General features: G+C 35.5%; 22 protein-coding genes. 3 read left to right on the top strand and 19 right to left on the bottom strand.

Annotated elements, in window-relative coordinates:
- Window positions 1-5 precede the first annotated feature (5 nt).
- The 19 genes from BK579_RS10615 to BK579_RS10525 form a co-directional block, all read right to left on the bottom strand.
- Complete coding sequence (locus tag BK579_RS10615; protein WP_078545343.1) at window positions 6-392, bottom strand: hypothetical protein; 387 nt, start codon at window positions 390-392, stop codon at window positions 6-8.
- A 474-nt stretch (window positions 393-866) separates the two neighbouring features.
- Window positions 867-1,667: a septum site-determining protein MinD gene (gene minD, locus BK579_RS10610; RefSeq protein WP_078545341.1), complete on the bottom strand. Its 801-nt coding sequence runs from the start codon at window positions 1,665-1,667 to the stop codon at window positions 867-869.
- Between the two features lie 2 nt (window positions 1,668-1,669).
- Window positions 1,670-2,365, bottom strand: a complete 696-nt coding sequence (gene minC, locus BK579_RS10605; protein WP_078545339.1) for a septum site-determining protein MinC — start codon at window positions 2,363-2,365, stop codon at window positions 1,670-1,672.
- Window positions 2,366-2,438: 73 nt separating this feature from the next.
- Complete coding sequence (gene mreD, locus BK579_RS10600) at window positions 2,439-2,948, bottom strand: rod shape-determining protein MreD (protein WP_078545337.1); 510 nt, start codon at window positions 2,946-2,948, stop codon at window positions 2,439-2,441.
- On the bottom strand, window positions 2,948-3,811 hold the full coding sequence (gene mreC / locus BK579_RS10595; protein WP_078545335.1) for a rod shape-determining protein MreC: 864 nt from the start codon (window positions 3,809-3,811) through the stop codon (window positions 2,948-2,950). The genes mreD and mreC overlap by 1 nt, the downstream gene beginning before the upstream one ends.
- 29 nt (window positions 3,812-3,840) lie before the next feature.
- Window positions 3,841-4,860: a rod shape-determining protein gene (locus tag BK579_RS10590; RefSeq protein WP_078545333.1), complete on the bottom strand. Its 1,020-nt coding sequence runs from the start codon at window positions 4,858-4,860 to the stop codon at window positions 3,841-3,843.
- Between the two features lie 101 nt (window positions 4,861-4,961).
- A complete protein-coding gene (gene radC / locus BK579_RS10585; protein ID WP_078550518.1) occupies window positions 4,962-5,633 on the bottom strand; it encodes a RadC family protein in 672 nt (223 codons plus the stop codon).
- Between the two features lie 110 nt (window positions 5,634-5,743).
- Window positions 5,744-6,313 (bottom strand): Maf family protein, encoded by a 570-nt coding sequence (locus BK579_RS10580; protein WP_078545331.1) that lies wholly within the window; start codon window positions 6,311-6,313, stop codon window positions 5,744-5,746.
- Between the two features lie 398 nt (window positions 6,314-6,711).
- A complete protein-coding gene (locus BK579_RS10575) occupies window positions 6,712-7,830 on the bottom strand; it encodes an SPOR domain-containing protein (RefSeq protein WP_078545330.1) in 1,119 nt (372 codons plus the stop codon).
- Window positions 7,831-8,014: 184 nt separating this feature from the next.
- Window positions 8,015-8,797 (bottom strand): hypothetical protein, encoded by a 783-nt coding sequence (locus BK579_RS10570; RefSeq protein WP_078545328.1) that lies wholly within the window; start codon window positions 8,795-8,797, stop codon window positions 8,015-8,017.
- A complete protein-coding gene (locus BK579_RS10565) occupies window positions 8,798-9,472 on the bottom strand; it encodes a hypothetical protein (RefSeq protein WP_078545327.1) in 675 nt (224 codons plus the stop codon).
- Window positions 9,472-10,446, bottom strand: coding sequence for a type IV pilus biogenesis protein PilM (gene pilM, locus BK579_RS10560; RefSeq protein ID WP_078545325.1), 975 nt, complete (start codon window positions 10,444-10,446; stop codon window positions 9,472-9,474). The genes BK579_RS10565 and pilM overlap by 1 nt, the downstream gene beginning before the upstream one ends.
- Window positions 10,447-10,469: 23 nt before the next feature.
- A complete protein-coding gene (locus BK579_RS10555) occupies window positions 10,470-11,189 on the bottom strand; it encodes a prepilin peptidase (RefSeq protein ID WP_235848565.1) in 720 nt (239 codons plus the stop codon).
- Between the two features lie 123 nt (window positions 11,190-11,312).
- A complete protein-coding gene (locus BK579_RS10550) occupies window positions 11,313-11,762 on the bottom strand; it encodes a type IV pilin protein (RefSeq protein WP_078545322.1) in 450 nt (149 codons plus the stop codon).
- 174 nt (window positions 11,763-11,936) lie between these two features.
- Complete coding sequence (locus BK579_RS10545) at window positions 11,937-13,142, bottom strand: type II secretion system F family protein (RefSeq protein ID WP_078545321.1); 1,206 nt, start codon at window positions 13,140-13,142, stop codon at window positions 11,937-11,939.
- Window positions 13,142-14,182, bottom strand: coding sequence for a type IV pilus twitching motility protein PilT (locus BK579_RS10540; protein WP_078545319.1), 1,041 nt, complete (start codon window positions 14,180-14,182; stop codon window positions 13,142-13,144). The genes BK579_RS10545 and BK579_RS10540 overlap by 1 nt, the downstream gene beginning before the upstream one ends.
- Before the next feature lie 10 nt (window positions 14,183-14,192).
- On the bottom strand, window positions 14,193-15,854 hold the full coding sequence (locus BK579_RS10535) for a GspE/PulE family protein (protein ID WP_078545318.1): 1,662 nt from the start codon (window positions 15,852-15,854) through the stop codon (window positions 14,193-14,195).
- Window positions 15,855-15,879: 25 nt separating this feature from the next.
- Window positions 15,880-17,109 carry a G5 domain-containing protein gene (locus BK579_RS10530; protein ID WP_078545317.1) on the bottom strand — a complete coding sequence of 410 codons (1,230 nt, stop codon included), beginning with the start codon at window positions 17,107-17,109 and terminating at the stop codon, window positions 15,880-15,882.
- A gap of 34 nt (window positions 17,110-17,143) precedes the next feature.
- The gene (locus BK579_RS10525) at window positions 17,144-17,770 is read right to left on the bottom strand and encodes a hypothetical protein (protein WP_078545315.1); all 627 of its coding nucleotides are present in this window, start codon (window positions 17,768-17,770) and stop codon (window positions 17,144-17,146) included.
- A 194-nt stretch (window positions 17,771-17,964) separates the two neighbouring features.
- Between BK579_RS10525 and BK579_RS10520 the strand changes: the two genes are divergently transcribed.
- The 3 genes from BK579_RS10520 to BK579_RS10510 are packed head-to-tail and all read left to right on the top strand — an operon-like array spanning window position 17,965 to window position 20,714.
- Window positions 17,965-19,137 (top strand): prepilin-type N-terminal cleavage/methylation domain-containing protein, encoded by a 1,173-nt coding sequence (locus tag BK579_RS10520; RefSeq protein ID WP_078545314.1) that lies wholly within the window; start codon window positions 17,965-17,967, stop codon window positions 19,135-19,137.
- An 11-nt stretch (window positions 19,138-19,148) separates the two neighbouring features.
- A complete protein-coding gene (locus tag BK579_RS10515) occupies window positions 19,149-19,592 on the top strand; it encodes a PulJ/GspJ family protein (protein WP_078545312.1) in 444 nt (147 codons plus the stop codon).
- A 15-nt stretch (window positions 19,593-19,607) separates the two neighbouring features.
- A complete protein-coding gene (locus BK579_RS10510; RefSeq protein WP_078545311.1) occupies window positions 19,608-20,714 on the top strand; it encodes a hypothetical protein in 1,107 nt (368 codons plus the stop codon).
- Window positions 20,715-20,722 lie beyond the last annotated feature (8 nt).

Raw genomic sequence — 20,722 nt, 5'->3', positions numbered from 1 at the left:
AGCTCTTACGCCGTTTTTTGTTTTAGTGTTGTGACAATAATTGCAACTCCGATTAGTACGATCATGATGTGTGGTGTGGCGAAGATCCAGTGGGCGATGAATTGTGTTGGGGGTGTACCGTCTGAGATGTTACTGCCATGGAACATGAACCAAAGAAATATTGCCGGGAGTTGTATTAGTAATAAGAAACCGAGGAGAATGATTTTAAACAAATTAGTAATTTCTCCTTTATTAATACCAAAGAAGATCATACAACCACCTAAGATTGTAGCAATGAATCCCCAGTTTGCGATTTCTGCTTCTGTAGGTCCATAGACACCTATCAAATAGATTGCTCCTGTTATGACTGAGATAATGCCTAAAGTGATTTCAAGATTTATTTTGTTTTTCAAGAGAGCGCCTCCTATCAGTCAACATTTGGTAATTTCTGATAGATTAAGTGTATCACAAGGGTCGTCTATTGGAATAGATGAAAAATGGGAAAAAGGCTCTTTTTCTGAAAGGAAAGGACGCCACTCTAATATGTTTATAGTGAGTTTAAAAGACTTTTGAATTTAAACGGAAAAATTCCGCTTATCATGGGAAATATCAACATTTCCCTAAAAATTACCGGAGTTTTTCCGCTTATATGACCATAATCTTTAGATTTAGTCATATATTAGAGATGTTAACCGGAATTTCTCCGCTTATATCTGCTTCTTAAGCCCCTATTAGATACATTAGCCGGAATTTTTCCACTTATGATGAGTTCCAATTCCCACGGGAAAGTTTACAAAGATGAATCACAAAGCTCCTGCCTATCAAAAAAAGAGCTAGCTCTCAAACTTCCTGAGGAACTAACTCTTTTAATCTTGTAGTCTCGTTTTTTAACGAACTCCAAAGAACTTTTTAAGTTTTGTAAACACGCCTTTGTCATCAGCGTCTAGTGATTGAAGTGGAATACTTTCACCTAGGATTCTTCTCGCAATGTTACGATAAGCGATTCCAGATTTACTATTTCCGTCTAGTGCAATTGGTTCGCCATTGTTAGAAGCTTTTATAACGCTATCATCATCAGCAACAATACCAATTAAATCAATCGAAAGATGTGTGACGATTTCATCAACATCAAGCATATCACCATTTTTCACCATATGATTACGGATACGGTTGATGATAAGTCTTGGTGGCTCAATTTTCTCTTTTTCTAGCAATCCAATTATTCGGTCTGCATCTCGAACTGCTGATATTTCTGGTGTCGTAACGACAAGCGCACGATCTGCCCCAGCAACAGCGTTTTGGTAGCCTTGTTCAATCCCAGCAGGGCAATCGATAATGATATAGTCAAAATCTTGTTTTAGCTCATCGATGAGCTTTTTCATTTGATCTGGTTTTACTGCTGTTTTATCACTCGTTTGAGCGGCAGGAAGTAAAAATAAATGGTCGTCAAAGCGCTTGTCCTTCACAAGTGCTTGATGAAGCTTACAGCGACCTTGAACAACATCAACCAAATCATAGATAATTCGATTTTCTAATCCCATTACCACGTCTAAATTTCGAAGACCAATGTCAGTGTCTACTAAACAAACACGTTTACCTTGTAGGGCAAGAGCCGTGCCGATATTGGCTGAAGTCGTCGTTTTACCGACGCCTCCTTTTCCTGATGTTATTACAATTGCCTCTCCCACAGCTAGATTCCCCCTTCTAACCTTGTTAAATTAGGTCTCAAATGAATTAACTGTTGTAATCGATCAATTACAATCATTTCATTTTCATCAACATATGCACATTCCATATCATTTTGTTCATCATCTTTACGAGTGTCAGGTGCTCTATTCATTATATCACTGATTCGTAATTGTGATGGCTTCATCAATGAAGCTGCAATTACTGCCTCTTTATTTCCATCAAAACCAGCTTTTGCGATCCCACGTAGTGAACCTAATACAAAGATATTGCCTGTAGCAATAACCGTCCCACCTGGATTTACATCACCTATTAATAAGAGGTCACCCTCGACCTCTAGAACTTGTCCAGAACGTACAATTTTGGTCACCGACACAATCTCGTTTTTTTTCTTAAGCTCAAGCGCCTCACTTTTCGTGATGACATTACTATCGATCGAATCAACGATTAAGTTTTTCTTACTCCTAATAATTGTTCTGAGCTCTTCTTCTTGCACTTTTGTTAAAAAGCGATTCCCAACTTTTAACCGTACAGCAAGTAACGGACTATCTTCGGTTTGTTTTTGATTTAATGCTAATTTTTCTGTTAATTCATACACAAGCTCTCGAAATGAACATTGATCATCGAGATGTAATGTTAAACCATCTTTTGTGCCCTTTATTGTAACAAATTGTTGTTTTTGTCCCTTCAAGATGTTCACCTCAATGCTTTATATTTCAACAAAGAACTAAGTATTTCCTCTAATCCAACAAAAGTTTTTTCATTCGACACAATTATTCGTCGACATTAAGCTTTTCTACTAATTTGAATAATGGATATGAAACTAATGCGATAAACACACCATTTAAAAGAAGCGTGGAAATCAGTCTTTCATATAAAAAGGTTTCAACGGATATCGATGTAAATCCAATTAATATATTTACTAGATAAACAAAACACTCTATTAAAAGAACTCCAATCACACTTAGTATCGAAATAATAACAATGTGATTTTGTAGAATTCTAGCTAATTTCGAAATAAGATAGGCAATCAAGGGATAACTAAACATATATATTCCTAAAATACCTGTATAGACAATATCGGTTAATAATCCAAAAATACCACCTAAAACCATGCCCTCTGTACGATTGCCTGTGATTGATATAAAGACAATTGTCACAACTAAAAACCGTGGTACTAATAAAAAGTCTCCATTTATGAAAGATGAAGGTAATACATCAACAAAAATACTTTCACTGATGAATAAAAGTAATAGGATGATAGGGAGGATAAACCTCTTCATCAACTTCCATCACCTTCTTCGTCAACAGCTTCCATTTTTCGTTCGACGATAATGACATTTTGAATTTCATAGAAATCAGCAGCAGGCTTAACATAAGCTGTCTTCGTTAATCCATAATTATCGGCAACCACTTCTGTTATTTCACCCACCAGTAAATTACGTGGAAAAACTCCACCTAAACCTGATGTAAGCACTTGTTGACCCTCTTCAATTTCAATTTCGTATGGTATCTCTTTTAATAAAAGCGACTCTTTTTCCTCGTCATATCCTTCAATCACAAAGAATTCATTCTTTACACTTTGAACATATGCTGAGATCCGATTTTTTCGGTCTGGAGAACTTAAAAGCTGAATCGTTGAATGGTATGCTGACACATTTTTAACTTTGCCAATCAAACCCTTAGCTGTGATTACAGCCATATTGGCTTCAACACCATGCTGACTGCCTTTGTTTACCGTGATTAAATCATACCAAAGTGATGGTTCACGATTAATAACGGTTGCTTGAATGCTTTCAAACTGATCAAGGCTTTCTGTTTTGTCTAAAATTTCACGTAATTCTTCATTCTCTTTTCTAAGAGCTTGTGCTTCTGTTTCAAGCACAACATAAGCATCAAGTTTTTCTTTGAGAAGTTTATTTTCCTCATACGTATGTTTAATTTCATTTATATTGTTAAAAAAGCCAGCTAAGGATTGGGAAGGCCTATGAAAAATCGATTGAACCCAGCCGACCGAATCCTTAACAAACTGCTCTGGCCATGTTAATTTATCTCGCTCTTGTAATGAAAAACCAATCAATGCCACTAAGAAGATGATACTAACAAGTAACAATATAAGTCGTTTATTTAGAAAAAATTGTGGCATGACCTACACCTCTTATTTCTAATTACTATTTAACGATAGTCATTTGACTTATTTTTAAATAAATCAATATGATCTAATGCTTTCCCTGTTCCAATTGCTACACAATCAAGAGGATCTTCAGCAATTAATACAGGCATACTTGTTTCTTCACTAATGACTTTGTCTAGATTGCGGAGTAATGCTCCACCACCTGTTAGCACAATACCACGGTCCATGATATCAGCAGCAAGCTCTGGTGGCGTCTTTTCAAGTGTGTTTTTCACTGAATCAACAATCGCATAAACGGTATCATGTAAAGCTCCAGAAATTTCTTGAGCTGTGATTTCAATCGTTTTAGGAAGACCTGTTAAAAGGTCACGACCTCTAATTTCCATATTATCTACACCCTCTGGTGAACCGGCTGAACCAATTTCGATTTTAATTGCTTCAGACGTACGGTCTCCAATCATAAGATTGTAGGTTTTACGAATATATTGAATGATTGCATCATCCATTTCATCACCAGCCACACGGATCGATTGACTTGTAACAATTCCTCCAAGTGAAATAATCGCTACTTCAGTCGTTCCTCCACCAATATCAACAACCATACTACCAGTTGGTTCCCAAACAGGTAGATTTGCACCAATTGCCGCAGCGAATGGTTCTTCAATGGTATAAGCATCTCGTGCCCCAGCTTGTCTAGTCGCATCAATAACTGCACGCTTTTCAACGGCTGTAATTCCTGATGGTACACATACCATGACATATGGCTTACGAGCAAAATATCCTTTTTTGACAGCTTGTCTTATGTAATATTTCATCATCGTTGCGGTTGTTTCATAGTCAGCAATTACTCCATCCTTCATTGGACGAAGCGCAACAACATTTCCTGGTGTACGACCGATCATGTTTTTTGCATCATTTCCAACTGCGACAATATTTCTTGTATCTGTTTGCAGAGCAACTACAGATGGCTCTCTTACAACAATTCCTCTTCCTTTTACAAAAACTAATGTGTTGGCTGTTCCTAAATCTATACCAAGGTCTCTTGTACCAATTCCAAACATATTAAGTATCTTCCTTTCTGATACGAAAATCCTAAAGCTTTTCCATTTCTCAAAAACCCATAACCATTATTATATCTCAACCATTTGAAAAAAAATAGGGGTTATAGATACCCTTTTTCTTTTAAGCTAACATATTTATTTTCGCCGATGATAAGATGATCTAAAAGCTCTATCCCAATTATTTTACCACACTCGACTAATCGTTTCGTTACATCAATGTCCTCACGGCTTGGAGTGGGGTCGCCAGAGGGATGATTATGCAGTGCAATAATAGATGCAGCCGAACGTTTAAAGGCTTCACGGAAGACCTCTCGGGGATGTACAATCGATGCATTTAAGCTTCCAATAAAAATCGTTTGCTTATGTAGCACCTGATTTTTTGTATTAAGATAAAGACAAACAAAGTGCTCCTGAGTTAAAAAGCGCATTTCCTCCATTAAATAATTTGCTCCATCTTCTGGCGATCGAATCGTATAACGGTCTTCATACTGTAAGCGACCAATTCTACGACCAAGCTCCAAGGAGGCCATTATTTGAACAGCTTTAGCCGTTCCAATTCCCTTAATGCTTGTAATTTCTTCAACGGTCGCGTCCTTTAACATCCTTAGTCCTTCAAATTGATTCAACAATCGATTTGAAAGCTGAAGAACACTTTCCTCTTTTGTCCCTGTTCTTAAAATAATCGCTAAAAGCTCGTGGTTCGATAAGCTTCCAGGACCTTCAGATAACATTCTTTCCCGTGGTCTTTCATCAATTGGAAAATCTCGAATCATTAATGTTGAACTCACCTATTATTTCCTCCTTTATTTAAAAAGAAATGAAATAATAACGGTTGATGAATTTCTTGGGAGAATGCAAGGGTAATTAGTGAGTTAAAAACAAATTACAAATTGTAACCTAGTCTCTTTAATTCCCGGATTGTTCGTGACACAGGTAACCCAACAACAGCAAAATAATCACCATTGATATTTTTCACAAGTCCTGAACCAAGCTCTTGAATTCCATAAGAGCCTGCTTTATCTTTTGGCTCACCACTCTTAATATACGTGTGGATTTCTGCTTCTGTTAGATCCCAGAAGGTCACTTCTGTTTTTTCATAAAATGTAAAGGTTTCTGATTGATATGAAATTGCTACTCCTGTGTAGACATGATGTGTATTACCTGAAAGCATCGTTAGCATGCGAAAGGAATCTTCTTCATTTTTAGGCTTTCCTAAAATCTCATCCTGAAAAACGACAACCGTGTCCGACCCTATCACGTAGGCGTCACGATGTTCCTTTGCGATGTCCTCTGCTTTTTGGCTTGCTAATGACATTACGACCTCTGCAGGTGTCATGGTTTCATCAACAACTTCTTCAATTTCACTTACAATCACATCGAAGGTTAACTGAAGATTACTAAGAAGTTCTTTTCTTCGTGGAGAACCTGAGGCTAAGATGAGGCGTTGCTGCATGTAAATCACCCTTTAACTTTAGTTTTGATCAAAATGGAAGATACTACATTATCGTATCAAATTCAGCTTCACTAGACAATTTTCGAAAATTTGATTTTCAACGTAGATAATTCTATTGTAAAACATATTGTGGGAATTATCCTTCTGTATTTATTAAAATGATTAATAATAAACTTTTCCTATTGAGACCTTGAATTTAAGAGTTCCATTCGCTGCGATCCACTTGCTTTCCGCGGGGTGGTCCCCGGGAGCCTCCTCGTCGCCACTGGGGCTCCTGCGGGGTCTCCCGAGACCACTAGATCCCGCAGGAGTCAAGTGGCTCTTCGCTCATTCCAAACTAAGTAATTAAAATTCCTTTTCATTTAAAAATATAAAAAAAGGAACTAGTAATTAGTTCCTTAAGAAAGTGAATTTTTCCATGATTGGTAGTTTAAAAAAGCGTTTAATAGTTCTTGTTGAGATTTTAAAAGTGATTCTTCGTTTTTGGAGTCTTTATATGTTTTTAGTTGGTTATAGGCCTCGATAATAGAAGACGAAAATGATTGTAGTCCTTCACTTAGTTTTGATGTGTCTTGCTTCTCTAGGTCAGTAAATGTAGCCGTGACTTTTGACCATTCATCGTCAGAGATGCTACTTGATGCAAACGAATTAGATGAAATAGATAATAATTGCGAAAAAAGTGTCTGACTTCCTTTAATATAAATTGCATCTTGTTCAGTTACATTTGAAAAACTACCACCTGAGATTTCTATGTCTTTGTGAAAAGATTCCTTTCCAGCTTTATCTTCAAAAATTTTATCAAGTTCATCAACACTAGCCTTAGAAGAACCTATCCCAACAAAAACATAATAAAAACCGTCCATTTCAACAGATGCAGACGGAATGCCAAGAGCTCTCATGTCCTTAGCTAATCCACTGGCTGAATCCTTATTTCCATACTTACCTTCTTGAACAACCGCCGCTTGGATTGGAGCTAGATCTAAACTACCTGTTTTAGTTTCTGTCCCCTTGCCTTGATCATCTTCTCCAGCAGGTGTCGCTACTATTGGTGTTGAAGGAGTTTCTGGGTTGCTCGAAGCACTTTCAGTATCAGAAATAAAGTTCAAGATCATTGTACCTAAACCTAACCCTACAACCACTGCTAGTAAAATGGAAACTAGTAATGTTTTAAGATAGGAATTATTATTTCCATGCAATCTTTTTCCTTTTGGAAGTGAGGACTTGGATTTAAAATAAGGATTTGGTTTTTTAGACTTATTTCTAACATCCTCTATTTGAACCACATTGCTAGAGTTGGAAGACTCTGAATCCTCATCGGGAAGAACCCAAGAAAATTCGTCATTATCTTCTTCTTCTTTGGCAGCTGCCATTTCCTTCTTATAAATAAAAGGTTGAAGAACATCATCATTCGAATGACTAGAATCCTTCTTCTGTTTATAATCTTCAGTAGAGTTTTCCTCCATACTGCGTTCTTGCCCATTAATTTTAATTGAAATCCGATTGTTACCCTTGTCCATTTTTTCACCACCCCTAATATACTAGAACGACTAGACACTTTCTATTATGCTAGCATAGTACTAATGAAAAATAACAAGACATTTGTCGTCTTGATGGGAAAGGTTTTCGTCAAATTTCTCACAAGCAAATTTAGTAGGCATAAAAAAACACGAGACTTTTTGCTTTAGTCTCGTGTCTAACTGGTTATTCCTCGTCTTCATCTTCTTCAGAAGTATTAACAAACAAAGGATTTTTCTTGTCACTTGGTGTTGGATAGTTCACCTTAGGTGCTTCAATAGCAAGCTCAGGAAATGCTGACATATAGAAGGTTGATAGAGTTACAGTATATGATAAAGGCTCATCAAGGTCTTCTTGTGCTACAGAAACAACTTCTGATTTTCCTGTAAAGTTTAGCGAGTCAATTTTAGCGATTCTAGTTTGGTCTTCGATTAAGGAAAGAAACTTTTCTAACTCATAATATCCAGGTGATTCGATGGATATCGTAACTGTAACTTGTTTTAATCCTTCTACAACTGATGGGTCAAAAACAACTGGCTCTTCTTCACTCTCTGTTTGCTCAGTAGTTTCCTGAGATGAAGAATCTGTTGGTTCTGTTGTAACAGGTTGCGATGCTGGTATTTCAGCAGGTAATGAAAAATCACTTTCTGCAAAACTCATACTTGTAATTTCACTTTTTGATACATTTTCAGCTTGTTGAATATCTAAGATTAGTTGCTCTACAAGAGGAATTACTGGTACTTTTTTCTGAATTTCAGTAGAGCTAACAACAGGTGTTTCATTATTATTTTGCTTTTGTTTTAATACATCGATTAGTTTTTGCTGTGTGGAAATACTAGACTCTAAGCTACCAATTTCAGCTTTAACAGGATCAACTAGTAACATAATTGCTAGGTAACTACCACCAACTAAAACTAACGCACTAAATAATACGATGATAATATGTTTTTTCGTAAAACGGAGAGTCATTTATTCGCCCTCCTTTTGAAGTAGCTTTAATTGCTCATTATTTAACTGAAGTTGAAATTGAGCTAAATATCTTGGCATAACAACTTCTTCATCAGCCTCAGGTGTTGGAGGAACATAAGTAGTCATTAATGTTTTCTCACCTGTAATAGGATCAACAATTTCTTCTTCCGTGATCGTACCAACATCTTCTACTGAAAGTTCATTTGCCATAATACTATTGACTGTTGAGTTAACAAGGTAATTTGATTCATTTAAAGAAGCTAAATAATGGGCGACCTCGGTACTTGAATCAAATTGAACAATATAACTTACATTTCCATCCTGTGTATAGGTAAAAGATTGAATAAAGCCACGCTCAGGTAAAAGCCCCGATAAGTGCTTCAACAATGGTACTGTTTCAACAAAATAATCTTCAGCCCATTTGACTGTTCGTTCAAGCTTTATGACATTATTCGTCTCTTGCCCTTGTGAGATACTTTGCTCAATCGTTACTCTTTCTGTTTCTAGAGCTGTAAGTTGTGATGCTAAACGTAGTTTTTCAGATGTAGCTTCATTGTGTTTTGACAATACAACTGTTGCACTAATAATTGCAAGTATAAAAATAAATAGGATTATTAGAAAAATAGCTCGATTTCTAATTTGCTTTTTAGGTAATAAATTAATTTCAACTAACATTATTGCACCTCTTTTAGTGCTAAACCTAACGGCAAATAATAATTAGGTGGAAGCTTTTCAATTGACTCTAATGTAGATACAGAAATTTCATATCGATCAATTACACGAGAGTACATATCATTGATATATGGATGATCTCCACTAAACAAAATCTTCGTAACAGCTTGCTTGCCTTTCATCAACGAAAATTGATAGAAATTTAACACATGATCTATTTCACGATAAATTTCTTCAATAACAGAATCTAACGACTTTTCTCCGTTGACCCATTTAATCTCCGCTTTGGAGCCTGAACGATTATTTTGGATATCCCAGTCATCAATCGATGTTTCCAATTGAATATGACGCATAAAAATTGGAATGTGTTGATGAAAAATACTCAAATTCACCGTTGATAAGTCAAATTGAATAAGTAGGATATGATCCTCGATATTTGTTTTATCTTTAAAATCAAATAATCGATACATGCATAACGGAGAAATATCTGCTGCAATAGGTTTTAACGACACCTCTTGTAACAGAGTAGAATACGATAGTGCGATATCTTCGGGTGCAGCGAATAGCAAGATTTCTTTTTTATCTTCTATCTCAGATAACTTTTTGATATCAAGTACCGGCTCTTCAAATGGTAAATGGATCGTTGAGCCAAGCTCTGAGTATAAATAACCGACAATCTCATCATCTTTAATATCAATAGGGACAGTAATTCTTCTAATAACAACAAATGAATCTGGAATAGTAAATCGCACTTGTTTTTTAGAGATACCCCATTCTGACACACATTCTTCTAAAATTAAACGTAATGTATCTCTCTCAATAATTTTACCTTCTTCAACAATGCCTGGAGGTAAATACCGTTCACGATATTTTTGAACAACAAGCGGTACAGACTGTTTAACTCCGGTATAACGGATTACGTGGTCTTTGATTATGATGTTTGCAATTTGATTTGATGGAAATAGTTCAAAAGCCATAGCGATAACCCCTTATAATAGAATCATAGAATAACAAAATTAAGATACCAGTTGATAATGTCTTCGCCAAAATAATAGGCTAATAAAGTTCCTAGAACAATTGCCGGGCCAAAGGGCATAGGCTTGCCACGTTGGACCTTGCCGATAAGCATTCCAAATACTCCTATTAAGGTACCAATGATCGTTGCTAGAAAGAAAGAAAGTAGAGTTAATTTCCAACCTAATACAAGGCCTAAAACTGCATAAAGTTTGATATCGCCTCCACCCATTCCTCCTCTGCTTACTAGAGCAATGACAAAGAGTAAAGAGAAGCCCACCGCACTCCCTAGTAACATATCCCACCACGGAGTTAGTGGAATAAATATTCTCTCGATTAGGACTAATGGAGCAAAGAAAAGAAGAACTCTATCTGGAATAATCATATATTTCAGATCTGATACAAAGATGATCATTAGCAATGAAACCAATGTCCATGAAACAATCAATTCCTTTGACCATCCCACCAATACTGGCGAAATCGTAAAAAGAATTGCTGTCACCATTTCGACAGTTGCATATAAAGGTGATATTTTAACTCCGCAGTTTTTACATTTACCAATTTGTAGTAAATATGAAAAAACCGGAATTAACTCTTTTGGTTTCAGTTGGATTTTACAATTTGGACAAGTTGAATGAGGATACACAATTGATTTTTTTAAAGCAACACGAATGCCAACCACATTAAAAAACGATCCAAGCACCATTCCTAGTATAAAAATGAAAGTTATTACAAAGATATATTCTATATATATTATATTTAACAAGTAAATCATTCTTTCCCTAATAACAAATGTAGCCCTTTAGAAGCTACATTTGTTATATTAGTTTTATTTTACTATCGGACCAGTCTTATCAAAAAACTCTTTTGATGATTTAGATAATTCAGCATCTCCTACATAAGCTTCTGTTTCATATACATTCCCACTAATAGTATTTGTTTTAAAAGTTATCTTATATTCCGTACCAGCTGGATTAACCTGAACAGTAAAAGTATCTAATGTTTTTACTGGTTCAAGAAAAGGTGTTAATAAAGTTTCCGTAATCTGAGGAACACCACTAGTTGCATCAGGAGCTGGGACACCCTCACTAGCTACATATATCTTTGCAGAATCTAATACTTGCATTGCATCAGCTCTTACAGCATCCAATCTAGTTTTCTCAATTACATTACCTATTGCTGGTACTGCAATCGCAGCAATAATCCCCAAAATAACAATAACTGCTAACAATTCAATCAAAGTCAAACCTTTTTGATTCTTTAGTACTTTTTTCATCATTCTCCCATTCTCTCCCTTTTTATAATAGAATTATTAGTACTTAAATACTAGTTTAGTATAACTGATATTTTTCTTACTTTCATCATTTTTTTCACATATTTTACAATTATTTTACTTAAAATGTAAAAGCTAATGCTTAAATGTCGTTTGTAAGTATGGTAAAATAGTTGTGTTTTATTGGATGTGGTTAAACATATCAAACATAGGCACCATAATTGCTAGAACAATAGTCCCGACGATTCCAGCTAAAAAAACAATCATCAGTGGTTCAATCAACGATTTTAATGAGTCTGTAGTGTTTTCAACATCATCTTCATAAAAATCTGCCACTTTTCCTAGCATTTCATCTAACGATCCCGTACTTTCTCCAATTGCAATCATCTGTGTAATTAGTGGAGGAAATACCCAATGTTTCTTCATTGGTTCTGTCATGGAGCGACCTTGTTCTAAAGCAGTGCGTGAATCTTTAATCACAGCGCCAACAACTTCATTGTCAACCACATTCTCGACAATTACCAAAGCTTGTAATATGGGGACAGAGCTAGTCATAAGTGAGCTAAGCGTTCTTGTCATTCTTGCTAACGCCGATTTCTGCAGTAACTTCCCAAATATCGGCATTCTTAGAATAAATAAATCTAAATAATACCGTGTTGATTTTTGTTGCCTAATCAATACAATCGCTAAAATAAACGCAATAACGATTAATAAAAGTACCCACCAAAATTCCTGTGTAAATACACTTGCACTTAATACAAATTGAGTAATCGCAGGTAATTCAGCCCCAAAGTCAGCAAACATGCCAACAAATGTTGGTACTACTCCAATTAATAAGAAAATAACTACGCCTATCGCAACAACTCCAATAACTGCTGGATATGCCAAGGCAGACTTAACCTTAGACCTCGTTTTATGTTGCTTTTCATAATGAACCGCAAGCCGTTCTAGGGTTTCATCAAGACTTCCACCAAGTTCGCCTACTCGGACCATGTTAATAAACAAGTTTGAAAAGATTTTCTTATGTTTACTAACTGATGATGACAGTGAATTCCCCTCCCGGATATCCTCTTCTACTTGTCCAAGTACCTTACTAAGAGCCTTACTATTTGTCTGTGAAGCTAATATATTAATAGAATCAACAACAGTCACACCGGCTTTAATTAATGTTGCAAATTGCCTTAAGAAGATAACAAAATCTTGTAGTTTTACCGGATTCCCAATTGAAAGATCCTTTGTCAAAAAAGTTTCCGGTACTTCTTCAATATTTAATACACGTATGCCCTCTTCACGAAGCTTAATCACAGCTTCCTTTTTCGATTTACTAGTAACGACCCCAGACTTTTTTCCTGTTTTATCTCGGCCTTGATATTTATAGCGCGCCATTATTCAATCTTCTCCTGTAAGAAGGGTTGTGCAACTTCTTTTGAAATGGCACCAGCATGTACTAATTCTAAAATGTTGCTTTCAAGTGTGTGCATTCCTGCAGAGCGACTTGTTTGCATCACATTATAAAGTTGATGAATCTTCTCACTACGAATCAAGTTTGAAACAGCTGAAGTATTTATTAAGATTTCAGTTGCCGCACGTCGTCCTCTTTTATCAACGGTCGGGAAAAGTCGTTGTGAAATAACTGATACAAGTACAGATGCGAGCTGAACACGAATTTGCGGTTGCTGTTCTGATGGAAACACGTCGATAATTCGGTCAATAGTTGTAGGCGCACTTGAAGTATGAAGTGTCCCAAGGACAAGGTGTCCCGTTTCTGCAGCTGTAATCGCTGTGTGAATTGTTTCAAGGTCACGCATTTCCCCTACTAAGATAATATCAGGATCTTGACGTAATGCTGCTCTTAACCCATTCGCAAAGTTTAGTGTATCAAACCCAATTTCCCGTTGATCAATGATACTAGCACCATGCTTATGCAAGTACTCGATTGGATCCTCGAGCGTAATAATATGTTTACTTCGTGTTTGGTTAACATAGTTAATCATGGCTGCAAGCGAAGATGATTTACCACTACCTGTTGGACCGGTAACAAGAACAAGACCCTGAGGTTTTTCCATGACTTTTTTCATAATTTCAGGAAGGTCAAGTTGTTCTACTGTTGGTATTTCAGTTGGAATCACACGAAATGCTAACGCCACATTTGCACGTTGACGGTAAGCATTCACACGGAATCGGGAAACGCCTGGTATACCATGTGAAAAGTCTAGCTCCCCTTTTTCAAGAAAAACTTCCCACATCTTAACTGGGATAATTGATTTAGCCATCGCTTCAATGTCTTTTGGTAGTAGCATTTCTTTCCCATATCGCTTTAAATCCCCTTGAATACGAAATATCGGTGGGACACCTGCCGTTAAATGGATATCTGAAGCTTTTAATTCATGTGCTGACCGTAATATAAAGTTTAATTTTTCTTCCATCCCATTCACCCTAATCAGCAATGGCTACACGAAGTACTTCCTCGGTTGTCGTGATCCCTTGCTTTACCTTTATTAGTCCGTCATCAATTAAAAAGATTGTTCGATTTTTTATTGCAATTTCTCTAAGCTTGGTCAATGAATGCCCGTCCATAATTACACGACGCATTTCATCATTCATTTCAAGTAACTCATGAATAGCAACACGACCTTTATAACCTGTCATGTTACAGTTACCACAGCCTTTTCCACGTCTTACTTTATCGATTTTAATACCACGTCTCGCAAAAATTTCTAACTCACGGTTAGTTGGTACTTGATCCTCAGCACAGTCTTTACACACTCTTCGGACAAGACGTTGTGCCACAACTCCTGATAATGAAGAAGCGACTAGGAATGGCTCTACGCCCATATCCATTAAACGAGAAATGGTACCAAGTGAATCATTTGTATGAATGGTACTTAGTACAAGATGACCTGTTAGAGACGCTCTAACTGCAATATTTGCTGTTTCTTGGTCACGAATTTCCCCAATCATCACGACGTTAGGATCCTGACGTAAGATCGCACGAAGTCCGCTTGCAAAAGTCATCCCGACATTACTGTTTACTTGGATTTGATTAATCCCGTCAAGTCGATATTCAACAGGATCTTCAATTGTAATAATGTTAACTTCTTCTGAATTTAATCGATTAAGAGCAGCATATAATGTCGAGGATTTACCAGACCCTGTTGGTCCAGTAATCAACACAATACCTGTTGGACTCTCAATTAATTTTACAAATCTCTCTAAGTTCACTTTATTAAAGCCTAACTGTGGTAAATCATTCAAGGCACCACTTAAATCAAGTACACGCATAACAATTTTTTCGCCATAAACAGTTGGTAATGTTGATACGCGTAAATCGATTGCCTGAAAATCTAGATTCACCTTAATACGTCCGTCTTGTGGAACACGACTTTCAGTGATATTTAAGTTCGCAATAATTTTTATCCTTGCCGTTAAGACACTTTGCATATTTTTCGGTAAAGAGCGTTCAGTCCTTAATACTCCATCTACCCTGTATCTTAAAACCACTTTTGTTTCCTGTGGATCAATATGTATATCACTAGCCTTTTGGGCTACCGCATTTTGTAGGATTTGATTTACAAGTTTCACAACTGGTGAATCATCGTTAGCTGCCGAACCTCGCTCTTCCTGAACATCAATCGATGATTCTTCAATAAAATCTTTAACCCCTTCATCAAGATCATAAATTTTATTAATTGTACGGACGATGTCATCTTTTGATGCAATCGCCGTTTCAATTTGAAATCCGGTTGCTAGCCTTAAATCCTCTGTTGTATAAAAATCCATAGGATCCGCCATGGCCACAAATAATTTTTCTCCATCCCTTTTTAATGGGACCAATAAATTTCGTTGTGCGACTTCTTTTGGAATTAATGTTGTTAAGCTTGTATCGATTGGATATCGAAACAAACTAACATGAGGGATTCCTAATTGAAACTCAAGAACTTCGATTAGTTGTTGTTCTGTGATATATCCACGTTGTAAAAGAACATCTCCTAGTTTTTGAGACTGAGACTTTTCAGCAAGGGCTTGTTGTAATTGTTCCTCTGATATTAATTCACCTTCAACTAGTAGATCTCCTAGTCTTTTACGAGTATTTCGCATATTCTCCCCCTACTTTATGAATCTATTATTTCAAATCTATGTCATCATCGAAAAAGCCGTCTTCTTCATCTGAGTCTTCTGGATCTGGTGTCTCATTATCATCTGGTGTAGTGACTAAACCACTACCAATAAGGCTTAACGCAACAACCTTATGTACTGGACGATAATAATCATCAGAGATTGATGTTTCTTCTGTCTTTTTTCCTTTTGTTGTAATTCGAGTGACATTCAATAAGGTACCGTTTTCGCCTTCAACCTTTACTACCTTAGAACCAAAGCTTAATTTCGAATCATATTGCTTAATCGTTTTTGGTTTTACTTCTTCTACTTCTCCAAGTTCAACTCGGTATTTATGAGGAAGTTCCGGTCCAACCAACTCTGTTTTTAAGCCTTTATCGGTTAACTTAAAAGTAACTTTATATTCAAATGGATTTGTATTATAGAGCATTAAATCTTTACTATCATTTTCAACTCGCGCTTCATATCCTAGCTTTGCATAAGTTGGCAAATGCTCACTAAGGTGTCGCTCAACAATATCAATATTTGTTGGTAAAATCACTTCATAAATAGCTGTTCCAACAATACTTAACGTTTCGTCGCTAGCTTCAAAACCATTCTCTTCTATAATATTTAAAACTGAAAAAGATCCATGTGGTTCTAGAGATACTTCTTTAATATCCTTTACCCACTTAGTAAGCTCAGCTGATGCTGTTTCTAAAGGAATTTCGGCCTCAGAAACGACGATTTGCTCACCTACAACTAAAAAGCTTAATAAATCGAGTTCGATTTGTCCTGTAGTAAGCATTGCTGCATCACTCAAAAGCTTTTGAATTAATTGATTCTCTTGAAATGAATTCATTTTTTTATTTGAGCTTGTTTCAATTGCTTGATTTAATGAACTTTCCTTATACGTAACGATTAAAGGATTATCCATGCCATGTTTGGCCGCTTCAATACTCTCTTTTACATAAAATTGAAGACTATCATTCTTTAAAACTGAACCGGTATCATGCCCAAAGCTAATAGTAATATCACCTACAGCCAGCCATGAATTAACCTCAGATTCAACAAGTTTAAAAGCTTCGGCATTACTTAAACCTTCCACATTAACAGATCCAATCTTCGTTCCAGTCTCAAATTTATCTCCTGATGCAACGGCACTATATGTCATCGTACCTATTTGGGAAAATACAAAGATAAATGCTACGCATGAAACTAAAATCAAAACGAGTTTTACTTTTAATTGATTATTCACAACTTATGTACCCCTTTCATCACTTCCACACGTATCATTTTTTACTAGATTCTACTGAAAGCTCATCAAATACTAATTCACTCAAAGTATCAAGATCATCATCTTGTTCATATTTATATGGTTTTAGTTCAATCACTTCTTCAACGTTCGTCGATTGCTGGATCACTTCTTGATCATTGGTTCCAATTGAATTTAACCAATCATCAATTTCATCTGTATCTACTTTTTCTACTGTAACAGCCACTTCATTCAATGCAATTTCTTGCTCAGAAGGAACTTTCTGTTCTTCAAGGAATCTCTCCTCTTCATATATATCTTCAGTACTTGTTACACCCTTTGTTACGACAGAATCTTCTTGGTCTTGTACAATAATTAAATTATTTTTAGGTTTATTGGAAACAACTTCATCAACCATTCCTACTGGAGCAGTTGAATCTGATAGTCTTTTTTCAAGTAGTAATACAAGGATAATTGATAATAATAAAAGCACTAATCCTACTTTTAATACTCCTAGAAATGGAACTGCCAATACACCAAGCATCGAGAGTGCAAAAGCACATACTAACATGGATATTTTAGTTGAAGACTTTATACCTAGTGGTAGTTTTATAATTATTGGTAATAAAATTAAGAATGCAAGAAAAGAAAAAAGATATCCCACGAAGCTTCCACCCCTATAATTAGTAGTATAGTCCCACTAAAAACGGGACTAATTTACATTTTATATGAAAAAGGGAAAATATTAAAGGAGGAAATTGATGTTATTTGTAAAAAAATGAAAAATGAACAATCTACTATCCACATATTATTAATCTTATCGTATAATGAAAGAAATAGGAAAAAAGAGGTGGGAAAATGCACCTAAAACGGGAAAATGGATTTACACTAATAGAATTATTGGCATCCATTGTCATAATCACCATTATACTAACAGTTTTTATGAAGTTTTTTGCACAAGCAGCCATTTTCGCAACGAAAAATGAAGAAATGCTATCAGGTTCAAATGATGCGAGAGAGGTTCTGTCATTATTACAAGAAAATAATAGAGTAATTGATATTTTATCTCATTATAATGTGTATCAATCTAATACCATCAACCCTACAAATAATACGATTACTCAAGAAACACAGCTAAATCTATTATTAAATCCAAGAAATGAACCTGGGATTATTATTCCGAACACTGAATTAGTCTTTTCAGATGAATCCTCAGATCTTATTAAAGTAAAAGTAAATGTTCTGAATAGTGATGACAGTCAATTACTGTCATATACATATGGATACATTGAAAAAGATACTTCAGAAACATTTAAGTTAAGCACTCTTCCTTATCGATCCAATCCAGCCCAAGATTTGTTTCTGAATATGAATACTGCAACTTTAGAGAGTGAAGTTTTCTTAGACCCAGCTTCGTACATCTATACACTTCATATGAAAAATTCGAACAAGAACCCTTTTAGTACATTTGAAAATGGAGATTCAACATTTTTAAAATTAAAACCTACTATTGACGAATTTACAATTAAAGGCACTATTGAATTTAAGGGACCTGACGATGGTGGTTTTGAAATTTTAGTAGACGGATCATTATCAAATCCCACTTCTACTAAGTCCAGTACAAATTATAAGGAAGAAAACGGATTTGTAATATCTTTTCTTCCAACACAAAATAATAAATTGTTTCTTAACTTGAGAAAAAATGGAAAAGATGATGATTCGTTGTTTAATAATATCTCTGTAGACCTAATTTCTCAGTCAACTAACACTAATAACATAGACTTCGAACAACCATTAGACATAGAAATTCAAGCAAACTTTGTTTCTGATTTAAGTAATCCGATTACTTCAAAAAGAGAATATCAGATTACCTTAATCCAAAATGATATTATTAAAACTGCACTTTTTAAGAACTCATCTTTAAACCTAGCAAACATTAATGAATACGACCAATATAATAAGTGTATTGGCCTCCGTTTATGGAGTGGGTCCTCGACCACTGAATACAGTGAACTTAAAATCTATCGTTAAGAAGGGCTATTATGAAAAAATATATACTAAATAATAGAGGCTTAACTTTAATAGAACTTTTAGCTTCCTTAGTGATCTTCTCTTTAATTATGGGGTTAATTTCCGGATTAATCATAAACAGTGCAAATCATTTTGAGGTTACTAAAAAGAAAGTAAGCCTGAGTCAAGAGGCGAACCTTATACTTGCACAATTAACCCGTATTCATCAAACCAAAAGTACTTATATCATAGATTATAATTACTCGACAAATGAAATTAAGATTGATGGGAATAAGGTAGAGAATTCTAACATTGTCGTTAAGTTAAGTAGACTTGGCCAAAGTGATTACAAAGAAGTAGCGAATAATGTCAACTTAAAAGTAAGTTCAAGAAAACCTTTATATATTGAGTTTTCACTAAGCAACTATGAGCATTCGGAACCTTATAAAGTGAAAACGGTCATTAATAGATATTAGAAAGGGAGAAAAAGAATGAAATATTTAAATGAGAAGGGTTCCTCTCTAGTTGTTGTACTTGCTTCAATTACCTTAATTACAATCTTTGCTACTGTGATTACTGCACAAGCGTTTAATAGTTCAAAACAAGTTAACCAAACGGAGGTATCTCAAAAGGCAACAGATGCTGCTGAAATGGGAGTAACAGAATTTTATCAACAATTAAAAGCCTTTTATACTAAGCCTGAGAACTTAAGTTTAATTTCTACAGATCCTTGTATTACACAAATTACTCAAAAAGTGAACGGAATTGTTACAGCACCTGTACCAAACGGATACACTAATAGGCAAATTGATGCTGAAACTTCTTATAGTATTGATAATATTAGTTGTCAGTTCAATCCTATGATTAAAAAGCATGAATTTAAATTCACTTCTATTGGTTATGCAAAAGAATCATCTACAGCCTATAGTGAACGAAGATTAAATGCTAGATTCCCAATACATACGAACAATATGTTTCCACCCATGCCTGGTTATTTTAAAACATGCGGGCCATCTGATGTAGGTACATGCAGCCCATCATCGGACACTCAATATGGGAATGCATATTTCCCTGACGGTCTAAACATAACCAATAAGTCAACGATAACAGCTAGTAATATATATACAGATAAAGATTTACAAATCTCAGGTTATAACAACGTAACAGAACTCATTATCCAAAATGACTTATTTATTAAAGGTGGAACAATTCTAGGTGCACAATCAGACATAACAGTCTCAGGCAACTTTTACCTAAATGGTACACTTGACACTACAAACATTTCAGATTTAATAATTCATGGGGATGCTTATTTCTATGAAGATATCCTTACAAAGCCAAACTCCTTTGTTTGTATTGATGGCACACTTACAATTACCCCAAATAGCAAGAGTGAATATATTACTTTGTTAAAAAACGAAACTAGACTAGAAGGTAAACCAAAAACATGTGCGCAACTTCTCGAGGAAACTAAATCCGGGAATGGTGGCGGTGGTGGTAATGGAGTACCTGGTATCTTTGCTTCCAATGTTGTTATTTATGACCCTAATTCAAATTTACTAATTAATGACAATGAATTCGATGTAACCTATGATTGATCCTATCG

The sequence above is a fragment of the Litchfieldia alkalitelluris genome (assembly GCF_002019645.1).
Taxonomy (GTDB): domain Bacteria; phylum Bacillota; class Bacilli; order Bacillales; family Bacillaceae_L; genus Litchfieldia; species Litchfieldia alkalitelluris.
This window is presented reverse-complemented; position numbering and strand designations above follow the sequence as displayed.

Bases quoted from the DNA above. Each gene is read 5' to 3' on its own strand.
- BK579_RS10555 (WP_235848565.1), bottom strand. From the start codon at position 11,189: ATGGTGCTTGGATCGTTTTTTAATGTGGTTGGCATTCGTGTTGCTTTA.
- BK579_RS10545 (WP_078545321.1), bottom strand. From the start codon at position 13,142: ATGGCGCGCTATAAATATCAAGGCCGAGATAAAACAGGAAAAAAGTCT.
- BK579_RS10565 (WP_078545327.1), bottom strand. From the start codon at position 9,472: ATGTTAGTTGAAATTAATTTATTACCTAAAAAGCAAATTAGAAATCGA.
- BK579_RS10540 (WP_078545319.1), bottom strand. From the start codon at position 14,182: ATGGAAGAAAAATTAAACTTTATATTACGGTCAGCACATGAATTAAAA.
- BK579_RS10575 (WP_078545330.1), bottom strand. From the start codon at position 7,830: ATGGACAAGGGTAACAATCGGATTTCAATTAAAATTAATGGGCAAGAA.
- mreC (WP_078545335.1), bottom strand. From the start codon at position 3,811: ATGCCACAATTTTTTCTAAATAAACGACTTATATTGTTACTTGTTAGT.
- BK579_RS10550 (WP_078545322.1), bottom strand. From the start codon at position 11,762: ATGATGAAAAAAGTACTAAAGAATCAAAAAGGTTTGACTTTGATTGAA.
- mreD (WP_078545337.1), bottom strand. From the start codon at position 2,948: ATGAAGAGGTTTATCCTCCCTATCATCCTATTACTTTTATTCATCAGT.
- BK579_RS10590 (WP_078545333.1), bottom strand. From the start codon at position 4,860: ATGTTTGGAATTGGTACAAGAGACCTTGGTATAGATTTAGGAACAGCC.
- BK579_RS10535 (WP_078545318.1), bottom strand. From the start codon at position 15,854: ATGCGAAATACTCGTAAAAGACTAGGAGATCTACTAGTTGAAGGTGAA.
- pilM (WP_078545325.1), bottom strand. From the start codon at position 10,446: ATGGCTTTTGAACTATTTCCATCAAATCAAATTGCAAACATCATAATC.
- BK579_RS10510 (WP_078545311.1), top strand. From the start codon at position 19,608: ATGAAATATTTAAATGAGAAGGGTTCCTCTCTAGTTGTTGTACTTGCT.
- radC (WP_078550518.1), bottom strand. From the start codon at position 5,633: ATGATTCGAGATTTTCCAATTGATGAAAGACCACGGGAAAGAATGTTA.
- BK579_RS10580 (WP_078545331.1), bottom strand. From the start codon at position 6,313: ATGCAGCAACGCCTCATCTTAGCCTCAGGTTCTCCACGAAGAAAAGAA.
- BK579_RS10570 (WP_078545328.1), bottom strand. From the start codon at position 8,797: ATGACTCTCCGTTTTACGAAAAAACATATTATCATCGTATTATTTAGT.
- BK579_RS10520 (WP_078545314.1), top strand. From the start codon at position 17,965: ATGCACCTAAAACGGGAAAATGGATTTACACTAATAGAATTATTGGCA.
- BK579_RS10515 (WP_078545312.1), top strand. From the start codon at position 19,149: ATGAAAAAATATATACTAAATAATAGAGGCTTAACTTTAATAGAACTT.